This window comes from Mesorhizobium sp. M1088 (genome assembly GCF_040318575.1).
GTDB lineage: Bacteria > Pseudomonadota > Alphaproteobacteria > Rhizobiales > Rhizobiaceae > Mesorhizobium.
The window spans coordinates 37,478-53,646 of the sequence record NZ_JAMYMO010000001.1; the positions used below are offsets into that span (position 1 = coordinate 37,478).

At 62.1% G+C, this 16,169-nt stretch carries 22 protein-coding genes; 17 read left to right on the forward strand and 5 right to left on the reverse strand.

The window, feature by feature from the left end:
• Positions 1-90 precede the first annotated feature (90 nt).
• The 9 genes from NKH49_RS00215 (at position 91) to NKH49_RS00255 (ending at position 8,932) form a co-directional block, all read left to right on the forward strand.
• Positions 91-864, forward strand: a complete 774-nt coding sequence (locus NKH49_RS00215) for an SDR family NAD(P)-dependent oxidoreductase (protein WP_352473450.1) — start codon at positions 91-93, stop codon at positions 862-864.
• Between the two features lie 80 nt (positions 865-944).
• Positions 945-2,267 carry a histidinol dehydrogenase gene (gene hisD, locus NKH49_RS00220; RefSeq protein ID WP_352612040.1) on the forward strand — a complete coding sequence of 441 codons (1,323 nt, stop codon included), beginning with the start codon at positions 945-947 and terminating at the stop codon, positions 2,265-2,267.
• A gap of 15 nt (positions 2,268-2,282) precedes the next feature.
• Positions 2,283-3,305 (forward strand): zinc-dependent alcohol dehydrogenase, encoded by a 1,023-nt coding sequence (locus tag NKH49_RS00225; RefSeq protein ID WP_352925126.1) that lies wholly within the window; start codon positions 2,283-2,285, stop codon positions 3,303-3,305.
• A gap of 31 nt (positions 3,306-3,336) precedes the next feature.
• A complete protein-coding gene (gene hutC, locus NKH49_RS00230; protein WP_352502138.1) occupies positions 3,337-4,068 on the forward strand; it encodes a histidine utilization transcriptional repressor HutC in 732 nt (243 codons plus the stop codon).
• Between the two features lie 225 nt (positions 4,069-4,293).
• A complete protein-coding gene (locus NKH49_RS00235; protein ID WP_502904858.1) occupies positions 4,294-5,295 on the forward strand; it encodes an ABC transporter substrate-binding protein in 1,002 nt (333 codons plus the stop codon).
• A 97-nt stretch (positions 5,296-5,392) separates the two neighbouring features.
• Positions 5,393-6,190: an ABC transporter permease gene (locus NKH49_RS00240; protein ID WP_352925128.1), complete on the forward strand. Its 798-nt coding sequence runs from the start codon at positions 5,393-5,395 to the stop codon at positions 6,188-6,190.
• A 10-nt stretch (positions 6,191-6,200) separates the two neighbouring features.
• A complete protein-coding gene (locus NKH49_RS00245; RefSeq protein ID WP_352451005.1) occupies positions 6,201-6,983 on the forward strand; it encodes an ABC transporter ATP-binding protein in 783 nt (260 codons plus the stop codon).
• Positions 6,984-7,187: 204 nt separating this feature from the next.
• A complete protein-coding gene (locus tag NKH49_RS00250) occupies positions 7,188-7,589 on the forward strand; it encodes a YciI family protein (protein WP_051406115.1) in 402 nt (133 codons plus the stop codon).
• A gap of 86 nt (positions 7,590-7,675) precedes the next feature.
• Positions 7,676-8,932, forward strand: coding sequence for an RNA polymerase sigma factor (locus NKH49_RS00255; protein WP_352612043.1), 1,257 nt, complete (start codon positions 7,676-7,678; stop codon positions 8,930-8,932).
• An 87-nt stretch (positions 8,933-9,019) separates the two neighbouring features.
• Here NKH49_RS00255 and NKH49_RS00260 read toward each other — a convergent pair whose 3' ends face one another.
• The 4 genes from NKH49_RS00260 to NKH49_RS00275 form a co-directional block, all read right to left on the reverse strand.
• Entirely contained in the window at positions 9,020-9,427 is a 408-nt protein-coding gene (locus NKH49_RS00260; protein ID WP_352502141.1) for a PIN domain-containing protein, read from the reverse strand.
• Positions 9,417-9,647 carry an AbrB/MazE/SpoVT family DNA-binding domain-containing protein gene (locus tag NKH49_RS00265; RefSeq protein WP_023676182.1) on the reverse strand — a complete coding sequence of 77 codons (231 nt, stop codon included), beginning with the start codon at positions 9,645-9,647 and terminating at the stop codon, positions 9,417-9,419. Before NKH49_RS00265 ends, NKH49_RS00260 begins: the two co-directional genes overlap by 11 nt.
• Positions 9,648-9,755: 108 nt before the next feature.
• A complete protein-coding gene (locus NKH49_RS00270; RefSeq protein ID WP_352612047.1) occupies positions 9,756-10,184 on the reverse strand; it encodes a type II toxin-antitoxin system VapC family toxin in 429 nt (142 codons plus the stop codon).
• Entirely contained in the window at positions 10,181-10,423 is a 243-nt protein-coding gene (locus tag NKH49_RS00275; protein WP_352502143.1) for a type II toxin-antitoxin system Phd/YefM family antitoxin, read from the reverse strand. The genes NKH49_RS00270 and NKH49_RS00275 overlap by 4 nt, the downstream gene beginning before the upstream one ends.
• Positions 10,424-10,617: 194 nt before the next feature.
• Between NKH49_RS00275 and NKH49_RS00280 the strand changes: the two genes are divergently transcribed.
• The 6 genes from NKH49_RS00280 to NKH49_RS00305 all read left to right on the forward strand — a co-directional run bounded on the left by NKH49_RS00280 (position 10,618) and on the right by NKH49_RS00305 (position 13,095).
• On the forward strand, positions 10,618-10,941 hold the full coding sequence (locus NKH49_RS00280) for an ArsR/SmtB family transcription factor (RefSeq protein WP_023716560.1): 324 nt from the start codon (positions 10,618-10,620) through the stop codon (positions 10,939-10,941).
• A complete protein-coding gene (locus tag NKH49_RS00285; protein ID WP_352473443.1) occupies positions 10,938-11,348 on the forward strand; it encodes an SRPBCC family protein in 411 nt (136 codons plus the stop codon). Before NKH49_RS00280 ends, NKH49_RS00285 begins: the two co-directional genes overlap by 4 nt.
• 71 nt (positions 11,349-11,419) lie before the next feature.
• Positions 11,420-11,812 (forward strand): VOC family protein, encoded by a 393-nt coding sequence (locus NKH49_RS00290; protein WP_352502145.1) that lies wholly within the window; start codon positions 11,420-11,422, stop codon positions 11,810-11,812.
• Between the two features lie 87 nt (positions 11,813-11,899).
• Positions 11,900-12,130 (forward strand): hypothetical protein, encoded by a 231-nt coding sequence (locus NKH49_RS00295; protein WP_352612050.1) that lies wholly within the window; start codon positions 11,900-11,902, stop codon positions 12,128-12,130.
• Positions 12,131-12,134: 4 nt separating this feature from the next.
• Positions 12,135-12,605: a DUF1801 domain-containing protein gene (locus tag NKH49_RS00300; RefSeq protein ID WP_352569221.1), complete on the forward strand. Its 471-nt coding sequence runs from the start codon at positions 12,135-12,137 to the stop codon at positions 12,603-12,605.
• Positions 12,606-12,714: 109 nt separating this feature from the next.
• Positions 12,715-13,095: a DUF1801 domain-containing protein gene (locus NKH49_RS00305; protein ID WP_352612052.1), complete on the forward strand. Its 381-nt coding sequence runs from the start codon at positions 12,715-12,717 to the stop codon at positions 13,093-13,095.
• Here NKH49_RS00305 and NKH49_RS00310 read toward each other — a convergent pair whose 3' ends face one another.
• Positions 13,096-14,004 (reverse strand): dihydrodipicolinate synthase family protein, encoded by a 909-nt coding sequence (locus NKH49_RS00310; protein ID WP_352612054.1) that lies wholly within the window; start codon positions 14,002-14,004, stop codon positions 13,096-13,098.
• Between the two features lie 265 nt (positions 14,005-14,269).
• Between NKH49_RS00310 and NKH49_RS00315 the strand changes: the two genes are divergently transcribed.
• The gene (locus NKH49_RS00315; RefSeq protein ID WP_352612056.1) at positions 14,270-15,367 is read left to right on the forward strand and encodes a Gfo/Idh/MocA family protein; all 1,098 of its coding nucleotides are present in this window, start codon (positions 14,270-14,272) and stop codon (positions 15,365-15,367) included.
• Between the two features lie 11 nt (positions 15,368-15,378).
• Positions 15,379-16,038: a ThuA domain-containing protein gene (locus NKH49_RS00320; protein WP_352612058.1), complete on the forward strand. Its 660-nt coding sequence runs from the start codon at positions 15,379-15,381 to the stop codon at positions 16,036-16,038.
• The last annotated feature ends 131 nt before the right edge of the window (positions 16,039-16,169 follow it).

The window sequence follows — 16,169 nt, forward strand, 5'->3', positions numbered from 1 at the left end:
CGGCCATGATGTACATGCTTGTATAGATAAGCTGCATTCGGATAGTCTCGACGCGATCGGTCCAAGCGCGACATTACCAAGGAGGATGACATGCGCAACGCATCTCTCTTCGATCTGTCAGGCAGGAAGGCGCTTGTAACCGGCGCAAGCCGTGGCATCGGGCGCAGCATCGCCGAGGCGCTCAGCGCGGCCGGCGCCGACGTCGCGGTCGCGGCGCGCAGCGTGGCCTCGCTCGAGAAGACGATGGCCGCCATCCGCACCGCCGGCGGGGTCGCGCACGCCGTCGCCCTGGATGTCACCGATGTCGACCGCTGCCGGGCGGCGACAGCCGAGGCCGGCAGCCTGCTCGGAGGTCTCGATATTCTCGTCAACAATGCGGGGGTGGAAGAGGTCCGGCCTTCACTCGATGTCGACGAGGCCTTGTGGGACCGGATTGTCGATACGAATCTCAAAGGCGCCTTCTTCTGCGCCCAAGCCGCCGCGCGGCAGATGAGAGACGCCGGGCGGCCCGGCGTCATTATCAATCTCTGCTCGCTGACCTCCGAGGTTGGGGTTCCCACGGCGGTGCCGTACGGCTCGTCGAAATCAGGCCTCCTCGGCATGACGCGGGCGCTTGCTGCAGAGTGGGCCGATCTCGGGATCCGGGTCAACGCCATTGCGCCTGGCTATTTCAGAACAGCGATGACAGACGTGTTCTACAGCAACGAGGCATGGCAGCAATCGATGCTCGCCAAGATTCCGCAGCGCCGTTTTGGTGATCTCTCGGACCTGCACGGAATCGCGGTGTTCCTCGCTTCGGATGCGGCAGCCTACATAACCGGCCAGTCCATTCCCGTGGATGGAGGCTTTCTCGCATCGATTTGAAGGCTTCAGGGGCCGGAGACGTGTCCCAGAAGTGATCGACAAGCGCTAATCGTAATTGCGTTCTAACAAAAGGAGCCGCCATGTCTGACGTCAGCTTCCACCGCCTGTCATCCCTCAGTGTCGATCAGCGGGCCAGTTTACTGAAACGCGCCGAAGGAGATCTGTCTTCCTTCATCGAAAAGGTCCGTCCAATCATCCAGGCCGTCAAGGATGAAGGTGACGCGGCACTGCTCCGGTTTGCACGCGAACTCGACAAAGCCGATGTTGCCGACGGTGGACTGAAAGTTTCGGAAGCGGAGTTCGACGCGGCATTCGACAAGGTCGACAAGGACGTCGTGGAGAGTATCCGGTTCGGCATTGAGAACATCCGGCATTTCCACGAGGAGCAGCGCCCGGAAACGATGTGGCTCAAGGAAGTTCGGCCGGGCGCCTATGCGGGCGACCGATACACACCGATTGCTTCCGTTGCGCTTTATGTTCCGCGCGGCAAAGGCGCCTTTCCCTCGGTGACGATGATGACTTCGGTTCCGGCGGTGATTGCCGGGGTTCCCCAGATCGCGATCGTGACGCCTGCGACTTCGGATGGTTCCGTCGACGCCGCGACGCTGGTTGCTGCCCGCATCGCCGGCGTGGAGACCGTGTACAAGTGCGGCGGCGCCCATGCGGTCGCCGCCGTCGCCTATGGGACCGAGACTGTGAAGCCTGCCGTCAAGATCGTCGGGCCGGGGAGCCCCTGGGTGGTGGCGGCAAAGAGCGTGTTGTCCCCGATCATCAACACAGGTCTCCCCGCCGGTCCTTCCGAAGCGATCATTTTTGCCGATCACAGCGTCGACGGCGGCCTGGCTGCTCTTGACCTGTTGATCGAGGCCGAGCACGGGCCGGATTCCTCGGCCTACCTGGTGACGCACAGCCGCAAGGTCGCCGAAGCCGCATTGATTGCGATACCGGAACATTGGTCCCGGATGAGCGAACAGCGTGTGGAGTTCTCGCGCGCGGTGCTGACTGGAAGGCGCGGCGGCATCGTGCTGACCGAGTCGCTGGAGGACAGCTACCGGTTCATCAACGACTATGCGCCGGAGCACCTCGAGATTCTGTCAGCGGAGCCATTTGCGCATCTCGGACGTATCACGGAAGCTGCCGAGATACTCATGGGTCCGCATACGCCGGTGACCCTCGCCAACTTCGTCCTGGGACCCAATGCGGTGCTGCCGACCAGCCGGTGGGCGCGAACCTTTGGACCGCTTTCCGTGACGGATTTCGTCAAGAGATCGTCGGTCGGCTATGTGACCTCGGCGGCCTATCCGGAACTCGCCCTGCATGCCCGCAGGCTCGCCCGCTACGAAGGATTCAGCTCGCATGAGAACGCGGTTTCGGAGATCCGCGATCGCTATCTCGCCGGCTGAGCGGAAACGATGACGATGAGGGCGGCGCGGCTCCATGGACCCGGCGACCTGCGCGTCGAGGATATCGCCGCGCCAGGCGCTCCCGAGCCAGGCTGGGTGAAGCTGAGGGTCGATGCCGCAGGCATTTGCGGTTCCGATCTCCACAACTTCCGCACGGGCCAATGGATAAGCCGATCGCCTTCCACGGCCGGCCATGAGCTGACAGGCACGGTGATTGCCATCGGCGAGGGCGTGGATACCGTCGGTGTTGGCGACCGAGTGGTCGCCGATTCCCGTTTCTGGTGCGGAGAATGCGCGCAATGCCATGCAGGCAAGCGGCATCTTTGCACGTCGCTGGGCTTTGTCGGCGAGATATGCGACGGCGGATTTGCCGAACAGGCGGTCCTGCCCGCACGCCTCCTGCACATCGTCGATGCCGTGCTTGACGAACGGGTCGCGGCGATGGCCGAGCCGCTGGCTGTAGCGTTGCACGCAGTGCGGCGTCTGCCGAAAACGGCCGGTTCCGTTCTTGTCGTCGGCTGCGGGACCATTGGCGGGCTTGCCGCACTGCTGCTTTCCCGGACATTCGCAGGTACCGTGCTCGTCGCCGACCGCAATCAGGGCCGCTGCGCCCGCGTGGCGCGGGTCACCGGCGCCAGCATCGTCGATTTGAACCGGAACGCCATCGCCGCCGTCACCGCGGATGCCCCCTTGCTCGCTGCCGTCGAAGCGACCGGCAGCATCGCAGCACTCGGCCAGTTGCTCGGCGTTCTCGACGCCGGCGGCACCGTTGCGATGGTCGGCATATTCCACGGCCGCCTCGATATCGATCCCAACATCCTGGTTGAACGCGAAATCGCATTGCTGGGATGCCACGCCTTTGCCGATGAGCTTCCCGACGCCATCCGGATGCTCGGCGAATTGACCGAGCCCATGGTCGAACTGATCGACCGGGAGATCGGCCTGGATGATGTTCCCGCAGCCTATAAGCGGTTGTTGGCGGGACAGGGCGATGGCTTGAAAACAATCATCCGGATGCGGTCTGCCGGGCGCGTGTGATTTCCGAACCTTGCCGGAAAGGATTTTTGTAATGATCACTTTGCCCGACACCGCCAGCCCTCTTTACGAGAAGGTCAAGGACTACATCCTGACGAATATCGGAACGGGGCGATGGAGCAAGGACCGCAAGCTGCCGTCCGAAAATGAATTCGTGGCGACACTCGGCGTGTCTCGGATGACGGTCCATCGTGCCTTGCGGGAGTTGACCTCTGCGGGTTTTCTGATCCGGCTCCAGGGCGTCGGCACATTCATCGCGCCGCCTCGACCGCAATCCGCACTGATCGAGATCAACAACATCGCGGCGGAAATTGTCGCGCGGGGAAACAGGCATCGCTCCGAGGTTATCGTCCTCGAAAAGATCACGCCGACAAAGGAGCTCGCGCTTTCGTTTGAGTTTGCAAAGCGCGTGTCGGTCTATCATTCCATCGTCGTCAACTTCGAGAACGACCTGCCTGTGCAACTGGAAGAGCGCTTCGTCAACCCGGGCCTGATACCCGACTATGACAAGCAGGATTTTTCCAAGACAGCGACCTACGACTACCTCATGCAGAAAACCCCCGTGACGGAGGTCGAGCACATCATCTCGGCGACCCCTGCCGATGCCGAGACGGCGCGGTATCTGGGCATCGACGTCGGCAGCTGCTGCCTGTTTCTGCATCGCCGGACATGGACGGGCGCCGTCGTTGCCACGATCAGCAAGCTGACTTACGTTGGCAGCCGCTACTCGCTTGGCAGTCGATATTCTCCATCCAAAAAAACCTGATCGCAGTGAAGCGAATCAGAGTCGGAAGGAGCGGGCTAACTTGTATATGCATGTATGTATTTAGCCTTGACATCCGCTGTTGCTGACGTTGAAGTGTCGTCGCACTTTCGTTGAACGAACAGCTAAGATGCCGAGGCACGGTGCCGCAAGAGCAGAAGCCCGCATTCTCACCAGGCCGGATGTTTGGTTCAAAAAAGCGGCCTGATCATCAAGGGGAACAAGATGATGCGTAACCTAGCAGGACAATTTCGGGCACTCGTTATGGCTGCTGCCGTCGGGTTTGCCCCGGCGGTCTACGCGGCCGACACGACAATTCCGGCGACGCCTGAGGCAGGAACATTCAAGATCGGTATCGAGCCATGGCTTGGCTACGGCCAGTGGCACATCGCCGAAGCCAAGGGTCTGTTCAAGGCAAACGGGCTGTCCGACGTGCAGATCGTGAACTTCGCCGAGGACAAGGACATCAACGCCGCCCTGGCGAGCGGCCAGCTCGATGCCGCCAACATCGCGACCCACACGGCTATGGGCATGGTTGCGGCCGGCCTGCCGGTGAAGATCGTGCTTCTGCTCGACGTCAGCATGACGGCGGACGCCATGATCGCCGGCAAGGACATCGCCTCCGTCGCCGACCTCAAGGGCAAACAGGTGGCTTTCGAGGAAGGCACGACGAGCGACATCCTGCTCAAATACGCGCTCGCCAAGAACGGCATGTCCATCGCCGATGTCCAGCCGGTTCCAATGCCGGCGGCGGATGCCGGCAGTGCGTTGATCGCCGGCCAGGTCCCGGTCGCGGTTACCTATGAGCCCTATCTCACCGCGGCCAGGGCACAGAACAAGGACGTCAAGCTGCTCTTCACCGCAGGCGAAGATCCCGGCCTGATCAGTGACGTGTTGGTGGTGCGCGATGAGGTGATCAAGTCGCGTCCCGGCCAGGTGCTTGCCATGATCAAAACCTGGGATGCGGCCCTGAAGGCTTACAATGCCGACACGCCCGACGGCCGGGCGATCATCTCCAAGGCGGTTGGTTCGAGCGTCGAAGACCTCAACACCGCCTTTGATGGCGTGCGTTACTATACTCTCGCCGAAAACAAGGATGCGCTGACGGGCGAATTTTCCACCAAGACATTCGCCGATGTCGAGGCAGCCGCCAAGAACGCCGGGCTGCTTCAGGCGGACGTGACGCCGGAGCAGATGATCGACCCGTCATTCGTCAAGGCCGCGAAATGACGAGGGCCGGCTCGCGGTGGTGACGCAAATGTCCGAGCAGCGTGCGACCAAGCCAAGCCCGTCTCACGCAGCGCCGGGGCAGGTGATCAAACAGCCGATGCGCCGTCGCCCCCCCGCCGGGTGGGGCGCGCCCATCGCACGCTCGCGCTTCCTGATGATAGCAGTGGCGGTTTTTGCCGGCCTCGGCCTCGCCTGGTGGGCGGCAACGGGGTTGGGGCTGGTAAAGCCGATTTTCCTGCCCTCGCCGGGGAGCGTGGTGACCCAGCTCGGCAAGCTCTCGGGTGACGGCACGCTGTGGCTGGATCTCAGGACCTCAATATACCGTATTTCTGTTGGCTTCCTCATCGCCTCGGCATTGGCGATTCCGATTGGCGTGCTGATCGGCAGCTTCAGGACTTGGGAAGCGGCGATCGAGCCGCTTGTGGATTTCATCCGCTACATGCCGGTGGTCGCTTTCGTGCCCCTCTCCATCCTGTGGTCGGGGACCGGCGATGCCCAGAAGTTCCTGATCATCTTCATCGGCACCTTCTTCCAGCAGGTGCTGATGATCATGGACAATGTGAAGCGGGTTCCCGCTGATTTCATCGGCCTTGGCAGGACGCTCGGCCTGCCGGATCGCAGGATCCTGACGCGCATCGTGGTTCCCAGCGCCTTGCCAGGCATCTGGGATACGTTGCGCATCAGTCTCGGCTGGGCATGGACCTGGCTGGTGTTGGCGGAACTTGTCGCGGCGACATCAGGGCTCGGCTACCGCATCACCGTGTCCCAGCGTTATTTCCAGACAAACACCATCATCGGCTACATCTTGCTGCTGGGCGTGCTTGGCCTCATCACCGACCAGGTCATGAAGGCACTGGGAAAAGTGCTGTTCCGGCAGGAGGGCCACGTGCAATGAGGCCGGGCCGATGAGTTTGCCCAAATTGCGGATCGAGGGTCTCCACAAGAGCTTCGGCACGGGCGCGCGGCGCACGGAAGTGCTGCGCGATATCAATCTCGATCTTGCCGACAACGAGTTCGTGTCGCTGGTGGGCACGTCGGGTTGCGGCAAGAGCACGCTGCTGTCGATCGTTGCCGGACTGCAGGATTTCGACGCGGGAGATCTTGCCATCGATGGCGCGCCGATCCTGCAGCCGGGCCTCGACCGCGGCGTCGTCTTCCAGTCCTACACCCTGCTTCCCTGGCTGACGGCGCAGCAGAACATCGAGTTCGCCCTCAAGGCCGCGGGTCATGATCGCGCGACCTGCCGCAGGATAGCACGCGAGCATCTCGATCTGGTCAAGCTCCCTCACAGCGCCAATCGTTATCCGTCTGAGCTTTCGGGCGGCATGAAGCAACGGGTGGCCATAGCGCGTGCTCTTTCCTATCGACCCAAAATGCTTCTGATGGACGAGCCCTTTGGCGCGCTCGATGCCTTGACCAGGCATCAGATGCAGGAACTCCTGACGCAGATCTGGGAGGAGCACAGGCTCACCGTGCTCTTCGTCACCCATGATGTGGAAGAAGCCGTCTACCTGTCGGACCGCATCGTCGTGATGGGGATCGGCCCAGGACGCATCATGCAGACCTTCAATGTCGACATCGAGCGCCCGCGCCGGGAAGAGGTCATGGAAACCCCGGCCTTCATGGATTTGCAGCGCAGCGTGCACAAGGCGATCCGCGAGGCCTCAAAACGTCCCGAAATGGTTTAGGCGGGCCACTCAATTACTTACAATCGGCGACCAGCGTTGCGCCCAATCTCGATATCGCGCCATCGCGATTCCTGACCAGGGGAGCCGCGATCGGCGGCTTCTCCTCAACCTCGAAAAAAATTTGCAGGACAATGTCGATTTCCTAAACTCCGTTCGTCGTTTCGATGCCGGGCCGGTGAGTCCGGCTCAACAAGGAGACAGACGATGCGTGTGATGGTGCTCGTGAAGGCTACCGAGGACAGCGAAAAGGGCTTTGTCCCCACGCCCGAGGCGAAGGAGGCGATGGAGGCGATGGGCAGGTTTAACGACGAGCTGCGCAATGCCGGCATCTTGCTCGACGCCGATGGCCTCAAGCCCTCCTCGCAGGGCAAGCGCGTTGCCTTCGATGGCCCCCGCCGGACGGTCATCGACGGGCCTTTCGCCGAGACCCGCGAACTGGTCGCCGGCTTTTGGCTCTGGGAAGTCAAGGACATGGACGAGGCGGTCGCCTGGGTGAAGCGCTGCCCCAATCCCATGCCGGGACCGAGCGAGATTGAAATCCGGCCGCTGTACGAGATGGCTGATTGGCAATGGGAATCTGACGCCGGAGGTCACGGAAATCCATGACCGGACGCGCGAGAAGCTCAGCGGCAACTGAACCTGTCGGCCGCAACCTGCTTTGCCTTCGTTATGGCTTTGGCCGATAAGGCAGCATGACGGCAGGCGAGACGCAGCAGGCGATCGAGGCGATTTTTCGCATTGAACGGGCCCGGCTCATCGCGGGCCTGGCCCGCCTCGTGCGCAATGTCGATCTTGCAGAGGAACTGGTGCAGGACGCCCTCGTCATAGCCCTATCCGAATGGTCCAGGACCGGCGTTCCGGCCAATCCTGGCGCTTGGCTGATGACAGTCGCCAAACACCGCGCCATCGATGCGATCCGTCGCGACAAGATGCGCGAGCGCAAGCATGAGGAGATCGCGCGGGAGCTGGACGGCGAGTGCGACGGTACGGCCGAGGGAAACGAAATAGCCATGAACAACGATCTTGGCGACGAACTGCTGGGCCTCATCTTCACAGCCTGCCACCCCATACTTTCGGCCGACGCCCGCGCGGCCCTCACGCTGCGTGTCATCGGCGGCCTGACGACGGACGAGATCGCCCGTGCTTTCCTGTCGAGCGAGGTGACGATCGCCCAGCGCATCGTCCGCGCAAAGCGGACGATCGGAAAGGCCAGGCTCAGCTTCGAGGTGCCGCGCGGCGCCGAGCGTGCGGCGCGTCTGTCCTCGGTGCTGGAGGTCATCTATCTCATCTTCAATGAAGGCTATGCCGCCACGGCAGGCGACGACCTTGTCCGGCCGAGCCTGTGCCTGGAGGCACAACGGCTCGGCCGCATGCTGGCGGGGTTGATGGCCGAGGATGCCGAGGTGTTCGGCCTGCTGGCTCTGATGGAAATCCAGGCATCGCGCCTGCCGGCACGCATCGGGCCGGACGGCGCCCTCTTGACCCTGACCGAGCAAAACCGCGCGCGCTGGGACCAGCTGCTGATCCGCCGAGGCCTTGACGCGCTGGCCCGTGCGGAAGCCCTCGGGGGCGATGGCCCCTATGTGTTGCAGGCCGCGCTTGCAGCCTGTCACGCGCGGGCGCGCAGTCCGGCCGACACCGACTGGCCCCGCATCGCAGCGCTCTACGACCGGCTGCGTGCAGTGATGCCCTCGCCGGTGGTCGATCTCAATCGAGCGGTCGCCCACAGCATGGCCTTCGGGCCCGAAGCGGGCCTGCGGCTGGTAGACGAGATTGCCGACGCCGCCGCCTTGCGCAATTATGCGCCATTGCCGGCGGCGAGAGGCGATTTTCTGTTTCGGGCCGGCCGGCTGGCCGAGGCCCGCGCCGAATTCGAGGCTGCGGCCAAGCTCACCCGCAACGTGCGCGAAGCGGCCTTTCTCCTCGCCCGCGCAGACGCTTGTGGTTGACAGCATCGCTCTCCGTGCCCGACGCGCCGCTCGGCAACATCGAAAGCCGCCAGTTCGCTCCCGGCCAGCCCCCTTCAATGAGCGTGATCAGCTCGCAACGCGAAAGGGATTAACGATGCGCAAGCCTTCGTCGAGCGCCATTCCGTGCTGCATGTCCTCTGACCAGAGTGTATCGCAGCCAGCGTGAACCGCCGCGGAGGCGATCATCGCTTCATAGGTGGAAAGGCCGTACCGCTCGGCGAGCCTCAATCCTGTTTCGTGGGTCTCGTGCGTGAGCGGATGAACCGTCAACAGGCCGCGCAGCGTGGTCAGCAGCGCATGCGTGTCGTCCCATGACATTTGCATCTTCCGACGCGCGACATTGGTGAGTTCATTGAGAACCTGCACGCTGATCGCCCCGCCATCGGCGATGACCGCCTCGGCCCGATCCGCCTTCGCCGTGTCGTCTGACGCGATATAAAGAAGGACATTGGTATCGAAAAAACTAGCGGGCATTTGCCTCGTCCCGATCGAATTTGAAGTCAGCGGGAAGCCGACCGCGGAAGGCGCGGAGACGCTTCAGCAACTCCTCACGCCCGGGCTTCCGCGCGACGCCAAGCTGGCGGGCGTCAGCGACATGGATTTCGATCTCATCGCCTTCCCTGAGTTCAAGCGCTTCGACCACAGCGGCGGGAAGGCGGACCGCAAGACTGTTTCCCCATTTGGCGACCTGCATGCCACTTCCTCTCTTAGATATACGCTGGGAGAAATGTATATCCACAAGTCGTCAAGGGTCAAGAATTGCAGCCAATAGGTGTGTTCATTTTGGAGGAGAGGGCCTCGATCATGCCATCAACTGCGTCGGCACGCCGAGAATCGGTCCTGCCTCGGCGAGCCGCTGGTCGAGGGTCCACACCGTGGCGCCATGCTCCGATGCCGTCGCGAGGTGCAGGGCGTCGCCAGCACGAAGCCCGAGGATATGCTGATCGGCGAATTTCGCGGCGACCCGAAAATGCCCGCCCGTCACCGGCAGCACGGTGAAGCTCTCAGCGACAAGCTTATTGAACATCGCGAGCGCTGCCGCGCGTTGATCCAGGTCGATCTGTCCGGTCCGAAGCTTGACCGCCATGGCGGAGGACATCTCGGTGATGGTCCAGTCGCTGATCACAAGTTGCGCAGGGTCCTGCTCCGCCAGCCAGCCCTGAACGCGCGCGGTCACGGCTTCGTTGGATAGCGCCGCGATGATCAGCGAAGTATCGAGATAGGACGTCAATAGCGATCGCCATCTCGCATCGATCGCACCAGATCGGTGGCAGCCTGAGCCTGCAGAGACATGGTTGCGGTCAGGGATTGGAGCAGGACGGCGTCGATCCGTTTGCGAGGGCGGGCCACGGCCGTGAGCCTGGCGACCGGCTTGCCACGCCGGGTTATGTCGATCGAGTCTCCAGCTTCAACCCGGTCGACGAGCTCACTCAGATGTGCCTTGGCGTCCGCCAGATTGACTGCATCCATGTCACGCTCCTGACCATGTAGATGGTCATGTAGCGCATAACGCGTGACAATTCCAGTGCAGAGCACGGCGAATAAGCAACTGGCTGCGTGAGCGAAGCAGGTGACCTGCAACGAGAATTATGCCGCTTCCCGCTTGACTCACACATATCCCGGCGGTTATACATCGATCAATAGCCGAAGAGTTATCGATCCCAATGCCAAACGCTCACGATGTACTCTTCAGAACGCTTGCCGATCCGACTCGGCGCGCTATTTTTGAGCGGCTGTGTCGCGAAGGAGAGCAGACGGTCGGGGCTCTGACGGCTCAGGCCGGAATTTCGCAACCGGCCGTGTCAAAACATCTCGGCGTTTTGAGGCAGGCCGGGCTCGTGCGCGACCGCCATGCAGGGCGACAGACCCATTATAGCGCGCAGCTTGCTGCGCTTGCCCCCCTGATTGACTGGACAAGCCAGATGACCGGGTTCTGGCAGAGCCGGTTCGACGACCTCGAAGACCTGCTCAAAAGGATGGACCAGTGAACCGAACGTCGACCGAAACGCTCTCCGTCGTTGTCGAACGGGAAATCGCTTATCCGCCCGAGAAGATCTGGCGCGCGCTCACGCAACCACACTTGATCGAGGAGTGGCTCATGAAAAATGACTTCAAACCTGTCGCGGACCACCGTTTCAATCTTCACGCAGACTGGGGCGCTGTCGAATGTCAGGTGCAGACGGTCGAGCCGAACAGAACACTGACTTACACGTGGGATACCAAGGATCTCAAGAGTGTCGTCTCCTGGACCCTCACCCCCACGAGCACCGGAGCCCGCTTGCGCATGGAACAGTCGGGCTTCCGGCCGGATCAGCAGCCTTACTTCCGGGGTGCCAAAGTCGGCTGGCCGAGGTTCTTTGACGATCTGGAGCAGGTTCTGGCGCGGACGGACTGAGATCCGCTGGGCTATCCAGGCAAGGGCTCTGTTACAGAGCGACATCACGAGGCGACAATGGAGGCAAGCCAATGAAGATCAAGTTGGCCAAAGTATACGTGGACGACCAGGAAAAGGCACTGGGCTTTTACACCGAAACGCTCGGCTTTACCAAGAAGGCCGATTTCAGCAATGGGCCGTTTCGCTGGCTGACCGTCGCATCACCCGACGAGCCGGACAGTGCCGAGCTGCAACTCGCGCTCAATGACAACCCCGCTGCAAAGACCTACCAGCAAGCCATTTTCCAGCAGGGCCAGCCCGCGGTCATGTTCTTCACCGATAACGTCAAAGGCGACTACGAGCGCATCAAAGCGCGCGGCGCCGAGTTCACGATGCCGCCGACCGAAGTAACCGGCTCGACCATCGCCCAGCTGAACGACAACTGCGGCAATCTCGTTCAAATCACCCAACTGGCGCGCTGGTAAAGCATGCGTTCAGTGGCGTGGCTGCCCGGCGGGAGTCGCCAAACGGGCTGCCCGATCCGCTTCGGTTGGTCTTCAGAGGAGGTCTCAATGGATTGGAACAAATGGGTTCGGCAGATCCACCGCTGGCTGTCGATCATCTTTGCGGCGGTCGTCGCCGCCATCTTCATCAGCCTGGGAGTAGGCAAGGAACCCGCCTACTGGGTATACCTCTTGCCGCTGTTTCCACTCTGCTTGCTCCTGCTTACCGGACTGTACATGTTCGTGCTGCCTTACGCTCCCAAGTGGCGCAACGCAGGGGGCACCGGCGCATTGGAGTGACCGCATGGCCAACAAGACGTCCATCAAGTCAGCGGCGGTCGCGAAGAAGCCCGCCGCCAAGCCTGCAGCCGCCAAGCCGGTCCTCCTCGCAGGCGGCAACCCGCAGATCCCGAAGGGTGATGGTGACGCTCCCGTGCAGGCCTACATCGCGGCCATGCCGGGCTGGAAACGCGACGTCGGCCGCCGCCTCGACGCACTCATCGAGCGCAACGTTCCCAACCTGCGCAAGGCCGTCAAATGGAACTCGCCCTTCTATGGCGTAGAGGGTCAAGGCTGGTTCCTCAACTTCCATTGCTTCACAAAGTACATCAAGCTGGCTTTCTTCCGCGGCACGTCGCTGCATCCTTTCCCTCCAGGCGAGTCCAAGCACAAGGACGTGCGCTACCTCGACATCCGCGAGGACGACCAGCTCGACGAAGCTCAACTCACCGACTGGGTAAAGCAAGCCAGCCAGTTGCCTGGCGAGCGAATGTGAGTGGAATGCCAGTCATTCCCGCAAACCCGGTGCCGACTAGCGGTATTCATGTGACGGGCGAGCGGCAACAACCCTAGGGAAAGCGACAATGGTGATGAAGAGTGGCTCTATGGAAGGAAATGCAGAGAGCTCCCCCTCGCAGCTGATAGATGCGAGGATCAGTGAGCTGGGCGATTGGCGAGGCAAGACGCTTTCCCATGTCCGCGCTCTCGTCAAGCAGGCTGACCCGGAAGTGGTCGAGGAGTGGAAGTGGCGAGGCGTTCCGGTGTGGTCGCACGCCGGAATAATCTGCACCGGCGAGACCTACAAGAACGTCGTGAAGGTGACCTTCGCAAAGGGCGCCGCCCTGCAGGATCCTTCAGGCCTGTTCAACTCCAGCCTCGAAGGCAACACTAGGCGCGCCATCGATATCCGTGAGGGCGAAGACATAGATGAGAATGCGTTCAAGGCGCTGATACGCGCTGCTGCCGCCCTGAACACGGCCCGATAGTCAGCTCCGGCCGATATGGTCGGCTAGCGGGCCGAGAGCGGCGAGCAAAGCTTCGCCGGTGGCTTGCGTCGCGTTCTCATGCGGCGCGCGCAGGTTCAGCCAGCGTCTGTCGCCGGACCGTACCGCCAGCACTGCCTTCATCGCGGAGATGAGGCCGGCGTCCTGGATGATTTTGCGGAACGCCTTGATGGCGGCATCCGCGTCAGTAATGTCCTCTCCCGCCAGCGCTGCGTCGTAGAGGGCCCGGATCGCTGCGGCATTCAGATTGACCGTCGCCGAGATGCAGCCCGCAGCACCGTTGGCGAGGCCTTTCGTCAGCTGTGCTTCCGAACTCGGGAACACCGCGACCCCTGGAGCTGCCGCAATGACCGCCACGGTGTTGTTCCAATCGCCGGCGCTGTCCTTGTAAGCCACCACGACATCCGGAAACGCTTGGCTCAAGCGGGCGGTCAGCGCCGGGCTCACCGGTACGCCGGAATTCTGCGGGATGTGGTAGAGGATCATCCTCATCGCCGGGTTCGCCACCCGTTCGATCAGCTCGCCATAGTAGCGGGCCTGTCCGTTGTCGCCGGCGGCCGTATAGAAGAACGACGGCAGCACCATCACCCCGGCACAGCCGAGCCCGACGGCATGCACCGTCAGCTCGACGGTCTCGGCAAGTGCCGTGACACCGGTGCCGGGCATCAGATGGCTTGGCGAAATGCCGGCCTCGACCAGCCACTCCAGCGCTTGCATGCGCTCGCGCAACGAGACGGACAACGCCTCGCCCGTGGTGCCGAACGGCGACAGGAAATGCGCTCCCTGATCCAGCACCCACTTGGCGTGTGATATCCAGAGGTCGCGGGCAATGCGGCCGTCGTTTTCGAACGGCGTCAGGATCGGTGCGATGGTTCCTTGTGGGCGGATCATGTGCGTCCTTCTACGGGTGAAAATCTGTGCTGTGCTCAAAGCCGGCATCAGAAATGTCGAGCAAGCTACATGAAGCAGTGTTGCTGAGTACCGGCCGTTCGACCTCGAAATCAAGCCGCTCGCGCATAGGCGCGCGATTGTGATCGGGCGGCGGTTCTGAGGCTCTCGAGGTATATCCTTGTCACGGGACAACCTCGTCCGGCCGAAAGGGGGGTGACAAACGAGTTCTGCTGTTTCATCAATGCCGCCTTTTGAGGAGAAGCCCATGCGCAGCATCGGCGTCGGCATTATCGGCTGCGGCAACATTTCGGATGCCTATCTGAAGGCATCGCCACAATTCCCGGTGCTCGACATTGTCGGCGTCGCCGACATCAACCGGGCGGCAGCCGAGGCGAAAGCAGCGACCTACGGCCTGGCTGCCATGCCGGTCGACGCGCTGTTGGCCGATCCGCGCGTCGAGATCGTGCTCAACCTGACGACGCCGCAGCATCATGTGCCGGTCGGCCTGCAGGCTGTCGGGCAACGCAAGCACGTCTATTCCGAGAAGCCGCTGGCAACGACGCTCAGCGACGCCGAGCGGCTGGTCGCGGCCGCGCGCGAAAAGGGCGTGCGCGTCGGCTGTGCACCCGACACCTTTCTTGGCGGCTCCCACCAAACGGCGCGGCGGCTGGTCGATAAGGATACGGTCGGGACCATTGTCGCCGGCTCTGCCTTCATGCAGGTGCCCGGCCACGAGCTCTGGCATCCCAATCCGGATTTCTACTATCAGCCCGGCGGCGGGCCGATGCTCGACATGGGACCGTACTACCTGACCTGCCTGGTCAATCTCCTGGGTCCGGTAAAATCCGTGACCGGGCAGGCGAAGTCATCCTACGCCACCCGCACCATCGGTTCTGGACCGCGCCAGGGCGAGACCATCCGGGTCGAGGTGCCGACCCATATTTCCGGCCTGCTCGCATTCGAGAATGGCGCCGCGGTCTCGATCACCACCAGCTTCGACGTCTGGAAGCATGAACACAATCACATCGAACTTTACGGAACCACGGGCTCGATGATCGTCTCCGATCCCAACCAGTTCCAGGGCGACATCAGGACCAGCCAGCGCAAGGGCGACTGGACGGTGGCCGATCAGATCCATTCCTATGGCGACGGCAATTACCGGGGCCTCGGCCTTGCCGACATGGCGCAGGCGATCGTCTCGGGCAGGCAACACCGCGCCAGTCTCGACCTTTCCCTCCATGTCCTGGAAATCATGGAATCGATCATCTCTTCAGCAGACGTAGGGCAGCGTATCGATCTCAGATATGGCTGCGCCCGGCCGGCGCCGATGCGCGCCGATCTGCCTTTCGGAATTCTGGAATAGGGAACAATGCGATGAGCAAGACGGCACTGATTTTCTGGGGCGGCTGGGAAGGTCACACCCCGGCTCGAAGCGCCGAAATCGTCAAGGAGATGCTGGCCGGCAACGGCTTCGACGTGCAGCTGGAGCAGGGGACTTCGGCGCTTGCCGATCCGCAACTGAGCAAGCTCGATCTCATCGTCCCGGTGATCACCATGTCGACGATCGAAAAGCCGGAACTGCAAAACCTGACCAGCGCCGTCGGGGCCGGCACCGGCCTTGCGGGCTTTCACGGCACGATGTGCGACAGCTTCCGCAACGAGCCGGAATACCAGTTCATGACCGGCGGCCAGTGGGTCGCCCATCCCGGCAACATCATCGACTATCACGTCGATATCACCAGGCCAGACGATCCGGTCATGCAGGGCATCGACGGCTTCGCCTACCGTTCAGAGCAGTATTACATGCATGTCGATCCGACCAACGAGGTGCTGGCGACGACTACTTTCACCGGCGAGCATCTCGATTTCATCGCCGGCGTCGTCATGCCGGTCGTCTGGAAGCGCCGCTACGGCAAGGGCCGCGTCTTCTACAGCGCGCTCGGCCACACCGCCGACGAGTTCGCCGTGCCGCAAATGCGCACGATGTTCGAACGCGGCGCGATTTGGGCCAGCCGAAACTCGGACCTTGCATAGCCGTTCAATCTGAACGCCACGTACCGTTGTAATCTCTCATAGGGCGGCCGCCCGAACGCGGACACAGGACCGGGCTGCGGCAAGCAATTGACTGCCATGGTAGTATCCAATACATCAGCGGTTCTCATCGA